The following is a 15202-nucleotide window of genomic DNA, read 5'->3' on the forward strand; positions in this document are numbered from 1 at the left end:
GGGTTCAAGGTGTGACGATCAACGGCGACGGAACAGCGGCAGCGGCTCGTCGGTGGCGGCCTGATAGGTCACCGAGAAGTCCTTGAGGCCTTCAAGGGCTTCGTAGGGGTCTTTATCGGCGCGAATGGCAAACGCATCGAAACCGCAGCGGTGCATGTAGAACAGCTGGTCGCGCAGCACATCGCCAATTGCCCGCAGTTCGCCTTTGAAACCATAGCGGTCACGCAGCAGACGGGCGTTGGAGTAATTGCGACCATCGGTGAAGGCCGGGAAGTTCAGGGCGATAACCTGGAAGTTCGCCACGTCGTCACCGATTTCTTCGGCTTCTTCGTCGGCATCCAGCCACACACCCAGGCCGCCATCACGGGCCATGAGCATGCGGCTGTGTTCGCGCCACATGTGCAACGGGACGATCAGGTCGTCGCAGTTGCTGATCTCGTCGATGTTGAAATCTTTCGGCAACAGGTGCCAGGTTTCGTCGACGACTTCGTTGTTCTTAATTATTCGCTGCATAGACGCGCTCCTTGAAGAGGTCGATGCCGATACGCTGATAAGTGTCGATGAAGCGCTCGTCTTCGGTACGTTGTTCGATGTACACGTCGATCAGCTTCTCGATCACATCAGGCATGGCTTCCTGGGCGAAGGACGGGCCGAGGATCTTGCCCAGGCTCGCATCGCGACTGGCGCTGCCACCCAGGGACACCTGGTAGAACTCTTCGCCTTTCTTGTCCACTCCGAGAATGCCGATGTGGCCGACGTGGTGGTGACCACAGGCGTTCATGCAGCCGGAGATGTTCAGGTCCAGCTCGCCGATGTCGAACAGGTAGTCCAGGTCGTCGAAACGGCGCTGGATCGATTCGGCGATCGGGATCGACTTGGCGTTGGCCAGGGAGCAGAAGTCGCCGCCAGGGCAGCAGATGATGTCGGTCAGCAAACCGATGTTCGGTGTGGCGAAACCTTGCTCGCGCAACTCGCCCCACATCGCGAACAACTGGCTCTGCTCGACATCGGCCAGAATGATGTTCTGCTCGTGGGAGGTGCGCAGTTGACCGAAGCTGTAACGGTCGGCGAGGTCGGCAACGGCATCGAGCTGTTTGTCGGTGATGTCGCCCGGTGCAACGCCGGTCGGCTTCAGGGACAGTGTGACGGCCACGTAACCCGGCTTCTTGTGCGCCAGGGTGTTGCGGATGCGCCAGCGGGCGAAGCCCGGGTGCTGTTTGTCGAGCTCGGCCAGTTCGGCTGTCTGGTTTTCCAGAGCCTTGTAGTCCGGATCGACAAAGTGTTTGGCCACGCGATGCACTTCGGCCTCGGTCAGCGTGGTCTGGCCACCGCGAAGGTGTTCCATTTCCGCATCGACTTTCTGCGCGAACACTTCAGGCGTCAGGGCCTTGACCAGAATCTTGATCCGCGCCTTGTACTTGTTGTCGCGACGGCCGTAGCGGTTGTAGACCCGCAGAATGGCGTCGAGGTAGCTCAACAGGTCCTGCCACGGCAGGAATTCGTTGATGAACGCGCCCACCACCGGAGTACGGCCCAGGCCGCCACCGACCAGCACACGGAAGCCCAGTTCGCCTGCGGCGTTGTGCACCGGCTCGAGGCCGATGTCATGGACTTCGATGGCCGCACGGTCGGACGTCGAACCGTTGATGGCAATCTTGAATTTACGCGGCAGGTAGGCGAATTCCGGGTGGAACGTGGTCCACTGACGGACGATTTCGCACCATGGCCGCGGATCGATCAACTCGTCGGCGGCGACACCGGCGAACTGATCGGTGGTGACGTTGCGCAGGCAGTTGCCGCTGGTCTGGATTGCGTGCATCTGCACGGTCGCCAGCTCAGCCAGGATGTCCGGGATGTCTTCCACGGCCGGCCAGTTGAACTGCACGTTCTGCCGGGTACTGATGTGGGCGTAGCCCTTGTCATAGTCGCGGGCAACTTTGGCCATCATTCGCGTCTGGCGCGAAGTGAGTTGGCCATAAGGCACCGCCACCCGCAGCATCGGGGCAAAGCGCTGGATATAAAGGCCATTTTGCAGGCGCAGGGGGCGGAATTCTTCTTCGCTCAGCTCGCCTGCCAGATAGCGTCGGGTCTGATCACGGAACTGCTTGACGCGGTCCTCGATGATCCGCTGATCGTACTCGTCGTATACGTACATATAAGTCCTGTTCTCAGGCTTGGGCCGGTCGGATACAGCTGCGTTTTCGCAAGCTTTCATCCGATTCTGCCTCGGCAATTCTGCGCGCACGGCCGCGCACTCCCAACGGAGCCGACGCAAGATACCAGTTTGCAGTTATGCGCAAAAGTGATGTTTGAGTATATGCAAAGAACCAAAACGACTAATGAAAGTCGTTGAGATAAAACCCTCATTTGTCGTGCGGGCAATCATCGTCTTAACTGTGCTCGAGTCTTTATGCAATCACCGATAAAACCGACAAGAGGCGATGCAATGAGCAACCCAACCAAAGCAAGGAAAAGCGATAGCACGGTCGATGCCTGGGCGATTCTGTTCCTGATCATCCTGGTCGTGGGTACGGCGGTATTCTGGGTCAGCCATCAATAAACGACCCCGTCCGGGCCCGGCGCCGACGATTGTCGGACAAAAAGCCGGAATATGCGCCGTTTCCAGGGACTTCGCTGGCTATAATGCGCGGCGGATTTTCGGGGGCTCGGACGATCAATGTTGAAGTTCTTCTATGGTGTAGTGCTGGCGCTTGGCGCGGTCCTGGGACCGTGTGCCCAGGCGGCGTCCGTATTGTTCCTCAATCCCGGGACCAGCCAAGAGACGTTCTGGGTCAGTTACTCGCAGTTCATGCAGGCCGCGGCCAAGAACCTGGGCATGGATTTGCAAATCCAGTATGCCGAGCGAAACGCCGAGACCACACTCAAACAGGCCCGCGAAGCGCTGCAAGGGCCGAGTCGGCCGGACTATCTGGTGTTCTCCAACGAGCTGTATGTCGCCCCCGAAATCCTGCGCCTGGCTCAAGGCAGCGGCGTGAAGCTGTTTTTGGTCAACAACGGCCTGACCGCCGACCAGATGCGCCTGCTCGGCGCCCAGCCGGACAAGTATCCCGACTGGCTGGGTAGCCTGGTGCCCAACAATGAGGAGGGCGGCTACCTGATGCTCAAGGAACTGATTCGCCTGCATGGCCCGGTCGCACCCGGTGAGGTCGTCGAACTGGTGGCCTTTTCCGGCCTGAAAATCACGCCGGCCGCGCAACAGCGTGAGCAGGGCATGATGCGGGCATTGGCCGAACACCCCGAAGTGCGGTTGCGCCAGTTGGTGTATGGCGGCTGGACCCGCGAGCGCGCCTATGAACAGGCCAGGTTATTGTTCAAGCGTTACCCGCAAACATCGCTGGTCTGGTCGGCTAACGATGAAATGGCTTTCGGCGCCATGCAGGCGTACGCCGAAACGGGAGGTCAGCCGGGCAAGGGTGTGCTGTTCAGTGCCATCAACAATTCACCGGCCGCGTTGCAGGCGCTGTTGGAGGGGCGGCTAAGCGTGTTGTTGGGCGGGCACTTCACTCTGGGCGGTTGGGCGCTTGTGCAGTTGCATGACTACGACCAGGGGGTGGATGTCAGCCAGTACGGCGGGCGCGACCGGCAGATTCCGTCATTGCAACTGATCGACCACGCGCAAGCCCGGCGACTGCTGGCCATGGGTGCCACTCAGGATTACAACGTGGATTTTAAAAAGCTCTCGGCCAAAGGGCGGCCGACGTCGTACCGCTACCCGTTCAACCTGCAAACCCTGATGCACTGAGCCGGCTCAGATCCCGGCCAGGTGCAACACCAGTTTGACGATGCCGAACAGCGTCAGGGCGAACACCACCGTGAACAGAATCCCCAGAATCACAAAATGACTGGGCTTGCCATGGGTGAAGTCCCGGGCCCGGTTTTTCCCGCTCTGCACCCCGAATGCCGCCGCCATGACGCTGTGCAGCATCTGCCAGAAGGTCGGCGGTTTGTTGTGGTTATTGTTGTCGACTGGATCGTCCATATATCCCTCGTCACGAATGTGTATGAGGCAAGCATAGACAACAGGCACGAATTCTGTGGGAGCCTTTGTGGCGAGGGAGCTTGCTCCCGTTGGGTCGCGAAGCGCCCCCAAAAAATGGGACTACTACGCAGTCCAGCGGGAGCAAGCTCCCTCGCCACAAAAGGCTCCCCCACAGGGGAAGGGGGTTAGTTGTCGTAACCCAGGTTAGGCGCCAGCCAGCGCTCGGTCACGCTCAACTCCTGGCCTTTGCGCGAGGTGTAGCTCTGCACCTGATCCTTGTCGATCTTGCCCACGGCGAAATACTGCGCCTGCGGGTGAGCGAAGTACCAGCCGCTGACCGCCGCCGCCGGGAACATCGCGTAGTGCTCGGTGAGGAATACGCCGCTGCGGCCGGCCTTGAGCTCTTCCGCTTCCGGGTCCAGCAGCTTGAACAGCGTGGCTTTCTCGGTGTGATCCGGGCACGCCGGGTAGCCCGGAGCAGGGCGGATGCCGGTGTATTGCTCTTTGATCAGCGCCTCGTTGTCCAGCGTCTCGTCCTTGGCGTAGCCCCAGTAGTCTTTACGCACTTGTTGGTGCAGCCACTCGGCGCACGCCTCGGCCAGACGGTCGGCCAACGCCTTGACCATGATCGAGTTGTAGTCGTCGCCCGCTTCCTGATAGGCCTTGGCCACTTCTTCGGCGCCGATCCCGGCGGTGGTGATGAAACCACCCACGTAGTCGGTCACGCCGCTGTCCTTCGGCGCGACGAAGTCGGCCAGGGAGAAGTTCGGCTTACCGTCGGTCTTGATGATCTGCTGGCGCAAGTGATGCAGCTTGGCCAATGGCTTGCCGTCGTCGCCATAGACTTCGATGTCATCGTCGCGCACCTGGTTGGCCGGCCAGAAACCGAACACCGCACGGGCGCTGATCAGCTTCTCGTCGATCAACTTGGCAAGCATTTCCTGGGCATCGGCGTACAGCGCGGTGGCGGCTTCACCGACCACTTCATCCTGCAGGATGCGCGGGAACTTGCCGGCCAGGTCCCAGGAGATGAAGAACGGTGTCCAGTCGATGTATTCGGCCAAAACCTTCAGGTCGATGTTGTCCAGCACCTTGGCGCCGGTGAACGTCGGTTTGACCGGCTCATAGTTGGCCCAGTCGAACTGCGGTTTCTTGGCGATGGCCGCCGGGTAGCTCAGGCGCTCGGTGCGGGCGCTGCGGTTGGCGGTGCGCTCGCGAACGTCGATGTATTCCAGGCGGGTCTTCTCGACGAAACCGGCTTTCAGTTCCTTGGACAGCAACTGCGTCGCCACGCCCACGGCGCGGGAGGCGTCGGTGACGTAGATCACCGCGTCGTTGCTGTACTTGGGTTCGATCTTCACCGCCGTGTGCGCTTTGGAGGTGGTCGCGCCACCGATCATCAGCGGCAGATAGAAGTCCTGACGCTGCATCTCGCGGGCCACGTGAACCATTTCGTCCAGCGAAGGCGTGATCAGGCCGGACAGGCCGATGATGTCGCACTTCTCGTCTTTGGCGACTTGCAGGATCTTCTCCGCCGGCACCATCACGCCGAGGTCGACGATGTCATAGCCGTTACAGCCCAGCACCACGCCGACGATGTTCTTGCCGATGTCGTGCACGTCGCCCTTGACCGTGGCCATGAGGATCTTGCCCTTGGCTTCCGGCTTGTCGCCTTTTTCCAGTTCGATGAACGGAATCAAGTGAGCCACGGCCTGCTTCATCACGCGAGCGGACTTCACCACTTGCGGCAGGAACATTTTGCCGGCGCCGAACAGGTCGCCGACGATGTTCATGCCGGCCATCAACGGGCCTTCGATGACTTCGATCGGGCGCGCGAACGACAACCGCGATTCTTCAGTATCTTCAACAATGTGCGTGGTGATGCCCTTGACCAGCGCATGCTCCAGACGCTTGTTGACGTCCCAGTTGCGCCACTCTTCGGTCTCGGCTTCCTTGACGCTGCCGTCGCCCTTGTACTTGTCGGCGATGGCGAGGAGGGCGTCGGTGCCTTCCGGAGTACGGTTGAGGATCACGTCTTCAACGGCGTCGCGCAGCTCCACCGGGATCTGGTCGTAGATCTCCAGTTGGCCGGCGTTGACGATGCCCATGGTCAGGCCGTTGCGGATTGCATACAGCAGGAACACCGAGTGAATCGCCTCGCGCACCGGGTTGTTGCCACGGAACGAGAACGACACGTTGGACACACCGCCGGAGCTCAGGGCGTAGGGCAGTTCGTCGCGGATGTAGGCACAGGCGTTGATGAAGTCCACAGCGTAGTTGTTGTGTTCTTCGATACCGGTGGCCACGGCGAAGATGTTCGGGTCGAAGATGATGTCTTCCGGCGGGAAGCCGACTTCGTTGACCAGAATGTCGTAGGAGCGTTTGCAGATTTCTTTCTTGCGCGCTTCGGTGTCGGCCTGGCCGGCTTCATCGAAGGCCATCACCACCACCGCGGCGCCGTAGCGCTTGCACAGTTTGGCGTGGTGAATGAACTGCTCGACACCTTCCTTCATGCTGATGGAGTTGACGATGCCCTTGCCCTGGATGCACTTGAGGCCGGCTTCGATTACTTCCCACTTGGAGGAGTCGATCATGATCGGGACGCGGGAGATGTCCGGTTCGCCGGCAATCAGATTGAGGAAGGTCACCATGGCCTTCTTCGAATCGAGCATCCCTTCGTCCATGTTGATGTCGATCACCTGGGCGCCGGCTTCGACCTGCTGCAGGGCGACTTCCAGGGCTTCGGTGTAGTTGTCTTCACGGATCAGTCGGGCGAACTTGGCGGAACCGGTGATGTTGGTCCGCTCGCCGACGTTGACGAACAGCGAACTGCGATCGATGGTGAACGGTTCCAGGCCCGACAGGCGGCAGGCCTTGGGAATGTCCGGAATTTCACGCGGGGCGTAACCGGCTACCGCTTTGGCGATGGCTTCGATGTGGCCCGGCGTGGTGCCGCAGCAGCCGCCGACGATGTTGAGGAAGCCGCTTTGGGCGAACTCTTCGATGACCTTGGCGGTTTCCGCTGGGAGCTCGTCGTACTCGCCGAATTCGTTCGGCAGGCCGGCGTTCGGGTGCGCCGACACGTGGGTGCCGGCCTTGTTCGACAGCTCTTCCAGGTATGGGCGCAATTCACGGGCGCCGAGGGCGCAGTTCAGGCCGACGGAGATCGGCTTGGCGTGGGCCACGGAGTTCCAGAACGCTTCGGTAGTCTGGCCGGAGAGGGTACGGCCAGAGGCGTCGGTGATGGTGCCGGAAATCATGATCGGCAGCTCGACGCCCAGCTCTTCGTAAACCCCTTGCACGGCGAAGATCGCCGCTTTGGCGTTGAGGGTGTCGAAAATGGTTTCGATCAGGATCAAGTCGGCGCCGCCTTCGATCAGGCCTTTGGTGGCCTCGGTGTAGTTCTCCACCAGTTCATCGAAGGTCACGTTGCGGTAGCCGGGGTTGTTCACGTCAGGCGACAGCGAGCAGGTGCGACTTGTAGGGCCGAGCACGCCGGCGACGAAGCGCGGCTTGTCCGGGTTCTCAAGGGTTTTCGCATCGGCAATCTTGCGGGCCAGGCGTGCGCCTTCTACGTTCAGTTCGTAGGCCAGTTCTTCCATGCCGTAATCGGCCATGGAAATCCGGGTGGCGTTGAAGGTGTTGGTTTCCAGAATGTCGGCGCCGGCATCCAGGTAGGCTTTCTCGATGCCGCCAATCACGTCCGGGCGGGTCAGTACCAACAAGTCGTTATTGCCTTTGACATCGCTCGGCCAGTCGGCGAAGCGTTTGCCACGGTAATCCTGTTCCTCGAGCTTGTAGCTCTGGATCATTGTCCCCATGCCGCCGTCGAGAATCAGGATGCGCTCTTTGAGGGCGTGCTTGAGAGCTTGAAGGCGAACGCTGCGATCGGACATTTGGACTACTCGGTAAGGCCATGACGAAGGGCCGGGATAATAACAAACCTGTGTGCTTTTGGAGCATGTGCCGGTTTTGCATGAATATCGTTCATGTTGGTGCGCAGGCCAGACCGGTAGAATCGCGGCGTTTTCTCATGATCAGGACCAGGGATATGTCGTATCGCGTCGTCACCAGCCTATTGATGCTGTTTTTAAGCGGGGGCGCCGCTGCGCAAGGTCCGGACATTTCCTACGTTCGTGACATTCAACCGATCTTCACCGAAAAGTGCGTGGCCTGCCATGCCTGCTACGACTCCGCCTGTCAGCTCAACCTGGGCAGTGGCGAAGGGGCGGCCCGAGGTGCGACGAAGGCGCCGGTCTATGACGGCGAACGCAGCAAGGCCGCCGCGCCGACTCGGTTGTTTTATGACGCCTTCGGCAAGCGTGCCTGGCAGCAAAAGGGCTTCTATTCAGTGCTCGACGCCCAAGGCAGCCAGGCGGCGCTGATGGCGCGGATGCTTGAGCTGGGGCACAAAACCCCGTTGCAACCCAATGCCAAGCTACCGGAAGACATCGTCCTGGGCCTGAACCGGGAAAACATGTGTGCCATGCCGGCGGAGTTCGACGGCTACGCCAGTTCACACCCGAAAGAGGGCATGCCACTGGCGGTTACCGGCCTGACCGATCAGCAATATCAGACACTGCAACGCTGGCTGGCCTCCGGCGCGCCGATCGACCAGCAGGGCCTGGTGCCCAGCGCCAAGGAAGCCTTGCAAGTGGTGCAGTGGGAAAACCTGTTGAATTCGCCGGGTGCCCGGGAGAGTCTGGTCGGGCGCTGGTTGTTCGAGCACTGGTTCTTGGCCCATATCTATTTCAAGGACGGCGAGCCGGGGCATTTCTTTCAGTGGGTACGTTCGCGCACGCCGACGGGGCAGCCCATCGACCTGATCAACACCCGCCGTCCGAATGACGACCCGGGCACTCAGGTCTATTACCGTCTGTGGCCGGTGCAAGGCGTGATCGTGCACAAGACCCACATCACCTACCCGCTGAGCGCGGCGAAGATGGCGCGGATCAAGAGCCTGTTTTACAACGGCAACTGGCAGGTCCACGCGTTACCGGGCTACGGGCCGGAGCGGCGGGCCAATCCGTTTGCCACGTTCGAAGCGATCCCGGCCCAGGCGCGCTATCAGTTCATGCTCGATAACGCCGAATACTTCGTGCGCACCTTTATTCGCGGTCCGGTCTGCCGGGGTCAGATCGCCACCGACGTGATTCGCGACAACTTCTGGGCACTGTTCCAGGCCCCGGAGCATGACCTTTACATCACCGACCCGAAATATCGCGGCCAGGCTACGCCGTTGCTGGCGATGCCGGGGCAGAACGATGACGTCGGCAGCGTCCTGAGCCTGTGGCACGACTACCGCAACAAGCGCAACGAATATGAGGCCCTGCGCCGGGACAGCTATGCCGACTTGCCGGCGCCGAGCTGGTCGACCCTGTGGGCCGGCAATGACAACGCACTGCTGAGTATCTTTCGGCATTTCGACAGCGCCTCGGTGACCAAGGGCCTGATCGGCGATGTGCCGCAGACGATGTGGCTGTTCGATTACCCGTTGCTGGAACGCACCTATTACCAGTTGGCGGTCAACTTCGATGTGTTCGGCAACGTGTCCCATCAGGCCCAGACCCGGCTGTACTTCGACCTGATCCGCAATGGCGCCGAGCAGAATTTCCTGCGCCTGATGCCGGCCAGCTCACGGGACGGCTATCTCGACGATTGGTACCAGAACAGCGGCAAGTTCAAGATGTGGCTGGATTACGAGGACATCGATAACGACAAGCCGACGGCGTTGACGCTGGACGAAAACGACCCGAAACGCGATTTCGCCTTGCAGTTGCTGTCCCGTTACGGCGAACTCAATGCCAGGCCCGATCCGATCAACCGCTGCGACGGCGCTTACTGCTCGCGGCCGAACATCGATCTGGCATTGCAGAACGCCGAGCAGGCCTTGAGCCGCCTGACGTCGCGCCCGGCCGCCGGTTTGAAAGTCATCGATCAGTTGCCGGAAGCGACGATGTTGCGCATCGAGACCCCAAGCGGCAAGCGCGAGGTCTACAGCCTGCTGCGCAACCGCGCCCACAGCAACGTGGCGTTCCTGCTCGGGGAGTCGCTGCGTTATCAGCCGGGGCTCGACACGTTGACGATCTATCCGGGTGTTCTGAGCAGCTACCCGAACTTCATGTTCAACATTCCGGCCGGGCAAGTGCCGGCGTTTGTCGACGAGATGGAAAACGCCAAAGACGCCGCCAGTTTCGAAAAAATCGTCGAACGCTGGGGTATTCGCCGCAGTCATCCGCAGTTCTGGCGGTATTTCCATGATCTGAGCCGATACATCCACGACACCGACCCGGTGGAAGAGGGCGTGCTGGACATGAATCGCTACGAGAATCTCTGATGGCTGCTTTCCCGACAAAAATACTAGGACTTTGTGCGGCGCGTCGATTGGCGTAAACTGCGTCCAAGCCTGCGAGGAGTTTCCATGACCGCTATTACCATTACCGACGCCGCCCATGATTACCTGGCCGATCTGCTCTCCAAGCAGAACACCCCGGGTATCGGCATCCGCGTCTTTATCACCCAGCCTGGCACCCAGTACGCCGAAACCTGCATTGCCTATTGCAAGCCGGGCGAAGAAAAACCTGAAGACACGGCGCTGGGGCTAAAAAGCTTCACCGCGTACATCGACCACTTCAGCGAAGCCTTCCTGGACGATGCCGTTGTCGACTACGCCACCGACCGCATGGGCGGCCAACTGACCATCAAGGCGCCAAACGCCAAAGTACCGATGGTCAACGCCGACAGCCCGGTCAACGAGCGCATCAACTACTACCTGCAAACCGAGATCAACCCGGGGCTGGCCAGCCACGGCGGTCAGGTCAGCCTGATCGATGTGGTCGAAGACGGCATCGCCGTGCTGAAGTTCGGCGGCGGTTGCCAGGGCTGCGGCCAGGCAGACGTCACCCTGAAGGAAGGCATCGAGCGCACCTTGCTCGAGCGTATTCCCGAGCTCAAGGGTGTTCGTGACGTGACCGACCACACGCAGAAAGAAAACGCCTACTACTAAGGTGTTCGCTGCGACATAAAAAACGGTGCCCGTGAGCACCGTTTTTTTATGGATGATCGATAACCTGTGGCGAGGGAGCTTGCTCCCGCTCGACTGCGAAGCAGTCGCAATCCAGCCGATGCATTTTCCCGTGATGAATGCGTTGGCTGATTTTGGGACCGCTGCGCGGTCCAGCGGGAGCAAGCTCCCTCGCCACAAGTGCTTCAGGGTCTGTATAGGTGCGCATGCCCCGCGCGATACAGCGACGATTCACTGAAGTGATCGCTGCCCAGCACTCGACCCACCAGAATCAGCGCCGTCCGGCGAAAACCCTTGGCCTGGACCTTCTGCGCAATGTCCGCAAGCGTTCCCACCACCCAATCCTGATCCGGCCAGGTCGCCCGGTGAATCACCGCGATCGGGCAATCGGCGCCGTAATGCGGCAGCAGTTCGGCAAGGATCTTCTCCAGATGATTGACCCCCAGGTGGATCGCCATGGTCGCCCCGTGCTGCGCCAGGCTGCCCAGCTCTTCGCCAGCCGGCATCGCGGTCTTGTCGGCGTAACGGGTCAGAATCACGCTCTGTGACACGTCCGGCAGGGTCAGTTCGGCACCCAAAAGGGCCGCGCAGGCGGCGGTGGCGGTAACGCCGGGAACAATTTCGAAAGGGATGTCGAGTTCACGCAAGTAGCGAATCTGCTCGCCGATCGCGCCGTACAGGCTCGGGTCGCCGGAGTGCACCCGGGCCACGTCCTGGCCGTTGGCGTGGGCGGTCTTGATCAGCTCGACGATATGTTCCAGGTGCAGTTCGGCGCTGTTGACCACCTGTTCGGCCCGGTGGCCTTCCAGCACGGCGGCGGGGACCAGGGAGCCGGCATAGATGATGACCGGGCAGCTACGAATCAGCCGCTGGCCTTTGACGGTGATCAGTTCCGGGTCGCCGGGGCCGGCGCCAATGAAGTAGACGGTCATCGTCGTTTCCTGTCAGAAATAGGGCCTGGACATGCTTCAGATGAAGAATGCTCATGATCGAGGGCGGGGATTATCGGGGATTTTACGCGGCGCTGGCCAATGCCAGGGTGGCCTGGGCGTATTTTTGTCGTGGAATCAGCAACTTTGCCGGTGCCTGGGCCAATTGTTCGGCCAGGGCCAGCGCGGCGCTTTCCGCCACGCCGTAGCAACCGGTGCGTTCAAACGCGATGTCCGAGTGGTGGCTCAGTTGTGCTTGATAGGTCGCCAATTGTTCGCTGCTGAAGTACATCAGCGGCAATGCCAGCTGTTCGGCCAGTTCGATCAGGCCAGGCTCTTCACGCTTCAGGTCGATGCTGGCCAGGGCCTTGATCTCACTGAGCCCGATTTGATGGGCCTGTAGCGCCTGATCGAGCAGCGCCCGCAACGTGCTGACGGGGCAGCCGCGCTGGCAGCCCAGGCCGACCACCAGGGTCGGCGCTGCGCTGACGTCAGTCATGCGGAGTAATGGCCATCGCTTTTGCGGCGGAACAACCAGGCGCTGATCAGGCCCAGGGCCAGCCAGAACGCCACGTTGGTCAACTGCGAAGCGATTTTGAATTGAGCTTCCAGGGCTTCCGGCGCCAGCATTGAATGGACTTCCGGTTGTGGTGCGCCAATTACATGCGGCACGGCCAGGATCGCCACGCCAAGGACTTTCATCAGCCAGTGACGGCTGAACACGATCAACGCGATGCCGACTGCCGTGGACGCGGCAGTGCCGATCCACCAGATTTGCCGTTGCGCCAGATCAGCCGCGGCAGTGCCCGGCAGCTCAGGTGGCAGGCCGAGAGTCGGAGCCAGCACGAATGTCGCATAACCGGCCAGGCCCCAGAGCAGGCCCTGAGAGGTTTTGGTCGGTGCGCGCAGGGTGTAAAGACCGGCGAGCATCAAGGCGAAACCGACTGCCACCACCAGGTTGCCGCCGGTAGTGGACAGCACGCGCTGCCAACCGTCTTCCGGTTCCCAGGCTTCGGCATCGTGGGTATGAGCGACTGCGCCCGCGGCGTGCTCGTGGATTTCAACAGCGGCCGGCTCGGATTTTTCATAGGTCTCGGCCTGCAAAATCAGCGGGGCGACCCAGAAGCTTTGCAGCAGGGTCAATAGCAGGGCGGCCAGCAGCCCGGTGAAACCTGCGGTTTGCGCAATACGCTTGATCATCTCAGCAGGTCTCAATGGCACGGAAAGGCGGAGCTGTGACGGGTATCGTGCGCGGCGTTGTGCACCGCTTCGATGTGCGAGAAACCGGCGAAATACACAAGGCACGCGCCAAGGATCGACGCACACACGGCAGCGGTCAGGCGTTGAGTCAGGGTTGTGGTGGTGCTGGCCGTTGCGTGGCCGGTGCTGCTGATGATCGACATGGCGCTTCCCTCTGGTCTGTCAGCGGGTGAATAGAGCGCATGAAAACCTCCGCACGCCAAGGGCTCGCAGAGATTTCGAACAGCGCCCGCCCACCGCGGGTTTGTTATTCAGTGAACGTAAAAGTCACTTTGTGTTGCGGGCCGGTCTCCGGGCTCGCGAGGGGCAGGGCTAACGCCTGAACCTGCAAGCATCACCTTCCCATGCCGTATGACCGGCACAGTGGATCTGACGCTTCACTCGCTTACCGTTGCGGGGGCAGCACCGGACTGACATGGCTTTAGAGTAAAGCACATGATTCACCGGTTTCCCGTTTCACCCTGTGAAGGGCACCCGTAACAAGGCGTGTAGGAGAGCATGGGCGGGTGCGGGGAGTCAATTGGCATGGGTTCTCAACTGACACCCAATACCTGTGGCGATCGCATTCTCCGACAAGACATTGACCCGCCCCCACACGATGCGTAGCCTTGCGCTTTCGAGGTTCTTCGGCGTCTGCCGAAGCTAAGAAGGGAACGCGGTCGATGCCGCGGCTGCCCCCGCAACTGTGAACGGTGATGTTCGCTGCCACGCCACTGCAAACCCTGTGCAACGGGCTCGCGGGAAGGCGCAGCGAATGCCAGGCTGACTCGCCCGGCACACCGTCAGCCAGGAGACCTGCCTCGACACAGATTCTCACTTTCAACCGGGCGGGGTGATCCGGTGGCGAACTCTTCAGGCATGCGCCCCCGCGTGCCGGTTGTCGTCCCGTATGCCCGCCACCTTGCCAAAGGGCATCCGATGAAAACACTGGCCAAACTCCCCGTCACCATCGTTACCGGCTTCCTCGGCTCGGGCAAAACCACCTTGCTGCGGCACATGCTCGACAACGCCCAGGGTCGTCGCATCGCGGTGATCGTCAACGAGTTCGGCGAGCTGGGCATCGACGGCGAGATCCTCAAGCAGTGCTCAATCGGCTGCACCGAAGAAGAGGCCAGCGGCCGCGTCTACGAACTGGCCAACGGCTGCCTGTGCTGCACCGTCCAGGAAGAATTCTTCCCGGTGATGCGCGAACTCGTTGCGCGTCGCGGCGACCTCGACCACATCCTCATCGAAACCTCGGGCCTGGCCCTGCCAAAGCCTTTGGTTCAAGCCTTCCAGTGGCCGGAAATCCGCAGTGCCTGCACCGTTGACGCGGTGATCACCGTGGTCGACAGCCCAGCCGTGGCCGCCGGCACCTTCGCGGCGTTCCCGGATCAAGTGGACGCCCAGCGCAAACTCGATCCGAACCTGGACCACGAGTCGCCACTGCACGAACTGTTCGCCGACCAACTGGCCAGCGCCGACCTGGTGATTCTCAACAAGGCCGACCTGATCAGCGCCACGGACCTGGCCCGCGTGCGCCTGGAAGTCGCCGAAGAGCTGCCGCCGGCGGTGAAAGTCATTGAAGCCAGCAGCGGTCGCCTGCCACTGGACGTGTTGATCGGCCTCGGCGCCGGTTCCGAAGAACACATCGACAGCCGCCACAGCCATCACGATCATCACCATGAAGGTGAAGACGATCATGATCACGACCATGACGCGTTTGACTCCATCTCCATCGAACTGCCACAAGCCGACGAAAGCCTGTTGATGGACGCGCTGACACAACTGGTGGTGCAGCACGGCATCCTGCGGGTCAAAGGTTTCGCAGCGGTGCCGAACAAGCCGATGCGCCTGCTGATTCAGGGCGTGGGCACGCGTTTCGACAAGCACTTCGACCGTCAGTGGGGCGCCGAGGAAGCGCGCACCACCCGTCTGGTGTTGATCGGTCAGGCGCTGGACGCCGTTCAACTCGAAGCGCAATTGCGCGCTGCGCTCAGCGTTTAACCC

At 60.9% G+C, this 15202-nt stretch carries 12 protein-coding genes and 2 riboswitches; of the genes, 4 read left to right on the forward strand and 8 right to left on the reverse strand.

Features of this window, described 5'->3' with window-relative positions:
• Positions 1–18: 18 nt before the first annotated feature.
• On the reverse strand, positions 19–513 hold the full coding sequence (locus ACEN9A_RS10660) for a DUF934 domain-containing protein (RefSeq protein ID WP_018927639.1): 495 nt from the start codon (positions 511–513) through the stop codon (positions 19–21).
• Complete coding sequence (locus ACEN9A_RS10665) at positions 497–2155, reverse strand: nitrite/sulfite reductase (RefSeq protein WP_258673547.1); 1659 nt, start codon at positions 2153–2155, stop codon at positions 497–499. Before ACEN9A_RS10665 ends, ACEN9A_RS10660 begins: the two co-directional genes overlap by 17 nt.
• A 522-nt stretch (positions 2156–2677) precedes the next feature.
• Between ACEN9A_RS10665 and ACEN9A_RS10670 the strand changes: the two genes are divergently transcribed.
• Positions 2678–3763, forward strand: coding sequence for an ABC transporter substrate-binding protein (locus tag ACEN9A_RS10670; RefSeq protein ID WP_258673549.1), 1086 nt, complete (start codon positions 2678–2680; stop codon positions 3761–3763).
• Between the two features lie 6 nt (positions 3764–3769).
• Here the strand turns inward: ACEN9A_RS10670 and ACEN9A_RS10675 are convergent, their stop codons facing one another.
• Complete coding sequence (locus tag ACEN9A_RS10675; RefSeq protein ID WP_018927642.1) at positions 3770–4000, reverse strand: DUF2970 domain-containing protein; 231 nt, start codon at positions 3998–4000, stop codon at positions 3770–3772.
• Positions 4001–4185: 185 nt separating this feature from the next.
• Positions 4186–7896: a methionine synthase gene (gene metH, locus ACEN9A_RS10680; RefSeq protein WP_019649188.1), complete on the reverse strand. Its 3711-nt coding sequence runs from the start codon at positions 7894–7896 to the stop codon at positions 4186–4188.
• A 155-nt stretch (positions 7897–8051) separates the two neighbouring features.
• Between metH and ACEN9A_RS10685 the strand changes: the two genes are divergently transcribed.
• Both ACEN9A_RS10685 and nfuA read left to right on the forward strand, forming a co-directional pair.
• Positions 8052–10337, forward strand: a complete 2286-nt coding sequence (locus tag ACEN9A_RS10685) for a fatty acid cis/trans isomerase (protein WP_258673550.1) — start codon at positions 8052–8054, stop codon at positions 10335–10337.
• Between the two features lie 84 nt (positions 10338–10421).
• Positions 10422–11006, forward strand: coding sequence for a Fe-S biogenesis protein NfuA (gene nfuA / locus ACEN9A_RS10690; protein WP_007941757.1), 585 nt, complete (start codon positions 10422–10424; stop codon positions 11004–11006).
• 203 nt (positions 11007–11209) lie between these two features.
• Here nfuA and cobM read toward each other — a convergent pair whose 3' ends face one another.
• The 4 genes from cobM to ACEN9A_RS10710 form a co-directional block, all read right to left on the reverse strand.
• Positions 11210–11956 (reverse strand): precorrin-4 C(11)-methyltransferase, encoded by a 747-nt coding sequence (cobM, locus tag ACEN9A_RS10695; protein ID WP_258673553.1) that lies wholly within the window; start codon positions 11954–11956, stop codon positions 11210–11212.
• Positions 11957–12038: 82 nt separating this feature from the next.
• Entirely contained in the window at positions 12039–12452 is a 414-nt protein-coding gene (locus ACEN9A_RS10700) for a cobalamin biosynthesis protein (protein WP_019649185.1), read from the reverse strand.
• A complete protein-coding gene (locus tag ACEN9A_RS10705) occupies positions 12449–13153 on the reverse strand; it encodes a CbtA family protein (protein ID WP_019649184.1) in 705 nt (234 codons plus the stop codon). Before ACEN9A_RS10705 ends, ACEN9A_RS10700 begins: the two co-directional genes overlap by 4 nt.
• A gap of 11 nt (positions 13154–13164) precedes the next feature.
• On the reverse strand, positions 13165–13356 hold the full coding sequence (locus tag ACEN9A_RS10710; RefSeq protein WP_019649183.1) for a CbtB domain-containing protein: 192 nt from the start codon (positions 13354–13356) through the stop codon (positions 13165–13167).
• A 122-nt stretch (positions 13357–13478) separates the two neighbouring features.
• Positions 13479–13706: riboswitch (cobalamin riboswitch) on the reverse strand.
• 109 nt (positions 13707–13815) lie between these two features.
• Positions 13816–14030, forward strand: a riboswitch (cobalamin riboswitch).
• Positions 14031–14131: 101 nt separating this feature from the next.
• Here ACEN9A_RS10710 and cobW point away from each other — a divergent pair.
• A complete protein-coding gene (gene cobW, locus ACEN9A_RS10715) occupies positions 14132–15199 on the forward strand; it encodes a cobalamin biosynthesis protein CobW (protein ID WP_309475238.1) in 1068 nt (355 codons plus the stop codon).
• The last annotated feature ends 3 nt before the right edge of the window (positions 15200–15202 follow it).

It is taken from the genome of Pseudomonas sp. Pseusp18 (assembly GCF_059506005.1).

What these genes read in the sequence shown, in the direction of transcription:
- ACEN9A_RS10660 (WP_018927639.1), bottom strand. Translation starts at nt 513, where the DNA reads ATGCAGCGAATAATTAAGAACAACGAAGTCGTCGACGAAACCTGGCAC.
- ACEN9A_RS10665 (WP_258673547.1), bottom strand. Translation starts at nt 2,155, where the DNA reads ATGTACGTATACGACGAGTACGATCAGCGGATCATCGAGGACCGCGTC.
- ACEN9A_RS10670 (WP_258673549.1), top strand. Translation starts at nt 2,678, where the DNA reads ATGTTGAAGTTCTTCTATGGTGTAGTGCTGGCGCTTGGCGCGGTCCTG.
- ACEN9A_RS10675 (WP_018927642.1), bottom strand. Translation starts at nt 4,000, where the DNA reads ATGGACGATCCAGTCGACAACAATAACCACAACAAACCGCCGACCTTC.
- metH (WP_019649188.1), bottom strand. Translation starts at nt 7,896, where the DNA reads ATGTCCGATCGCAGCGTTCGCCTTCAAGCTCTCAAGCACGCCCTCAAA.
- ACEN9A_RS10685 (WP_258673550.1), top strand. Translation starts at nt 8,052, where the DNA reads ATGTCGTATCGCGTCGTCACCAGCCTATTGATGCTGTTTTTAAGCGGG.
- nfuA (WP_007941757.1), top strand. Translation starts at nt 10,422, where the DNA reads ATGACCGCTATTACCATTACCGACGCCGCCCATGATTACCTGGCCGAT.
- cobM (WP_258673553.1), bottom strand. Translation starts at nt 11,956, where the DNA reads ATGACCGTCTACTTCATTGGCGCCGGCCCCGGCGACCCGGAACTGATC.
- ACEN9A_RS10700 (WP_019649185.1), bottom strand. Translation starts at nt 12,452, where the DNA reads ATGACTGACGTCAGCGCAGCGCCGACCCTGGTGGTCGGCCTGGGCTGC.
- ACEN9A_RS10705 (WP_019649184.1), bottom strand. Translation starts at nt 13,153, where the DNA reads ATGATCAAGCGTATTGCGCAAACCGCAGGTTTCACCGGGCTGCTGGCC.
- ACEN9A_RS10710 (WP_019649183.1), bottom strand. Translation starts at nt 13,356, where the DNA reads ATGTCGATCATCAGCAGCACCGGCCACGCAACGGCCAGCACCACCACA.
- cobW (WP_309475238.1), top strand. Translation starts at nt 14,132, where the DNA reads ATGAAAACACTGGCCAAACTCCCCGTCACCATCGTTACCGGCTTCCTC.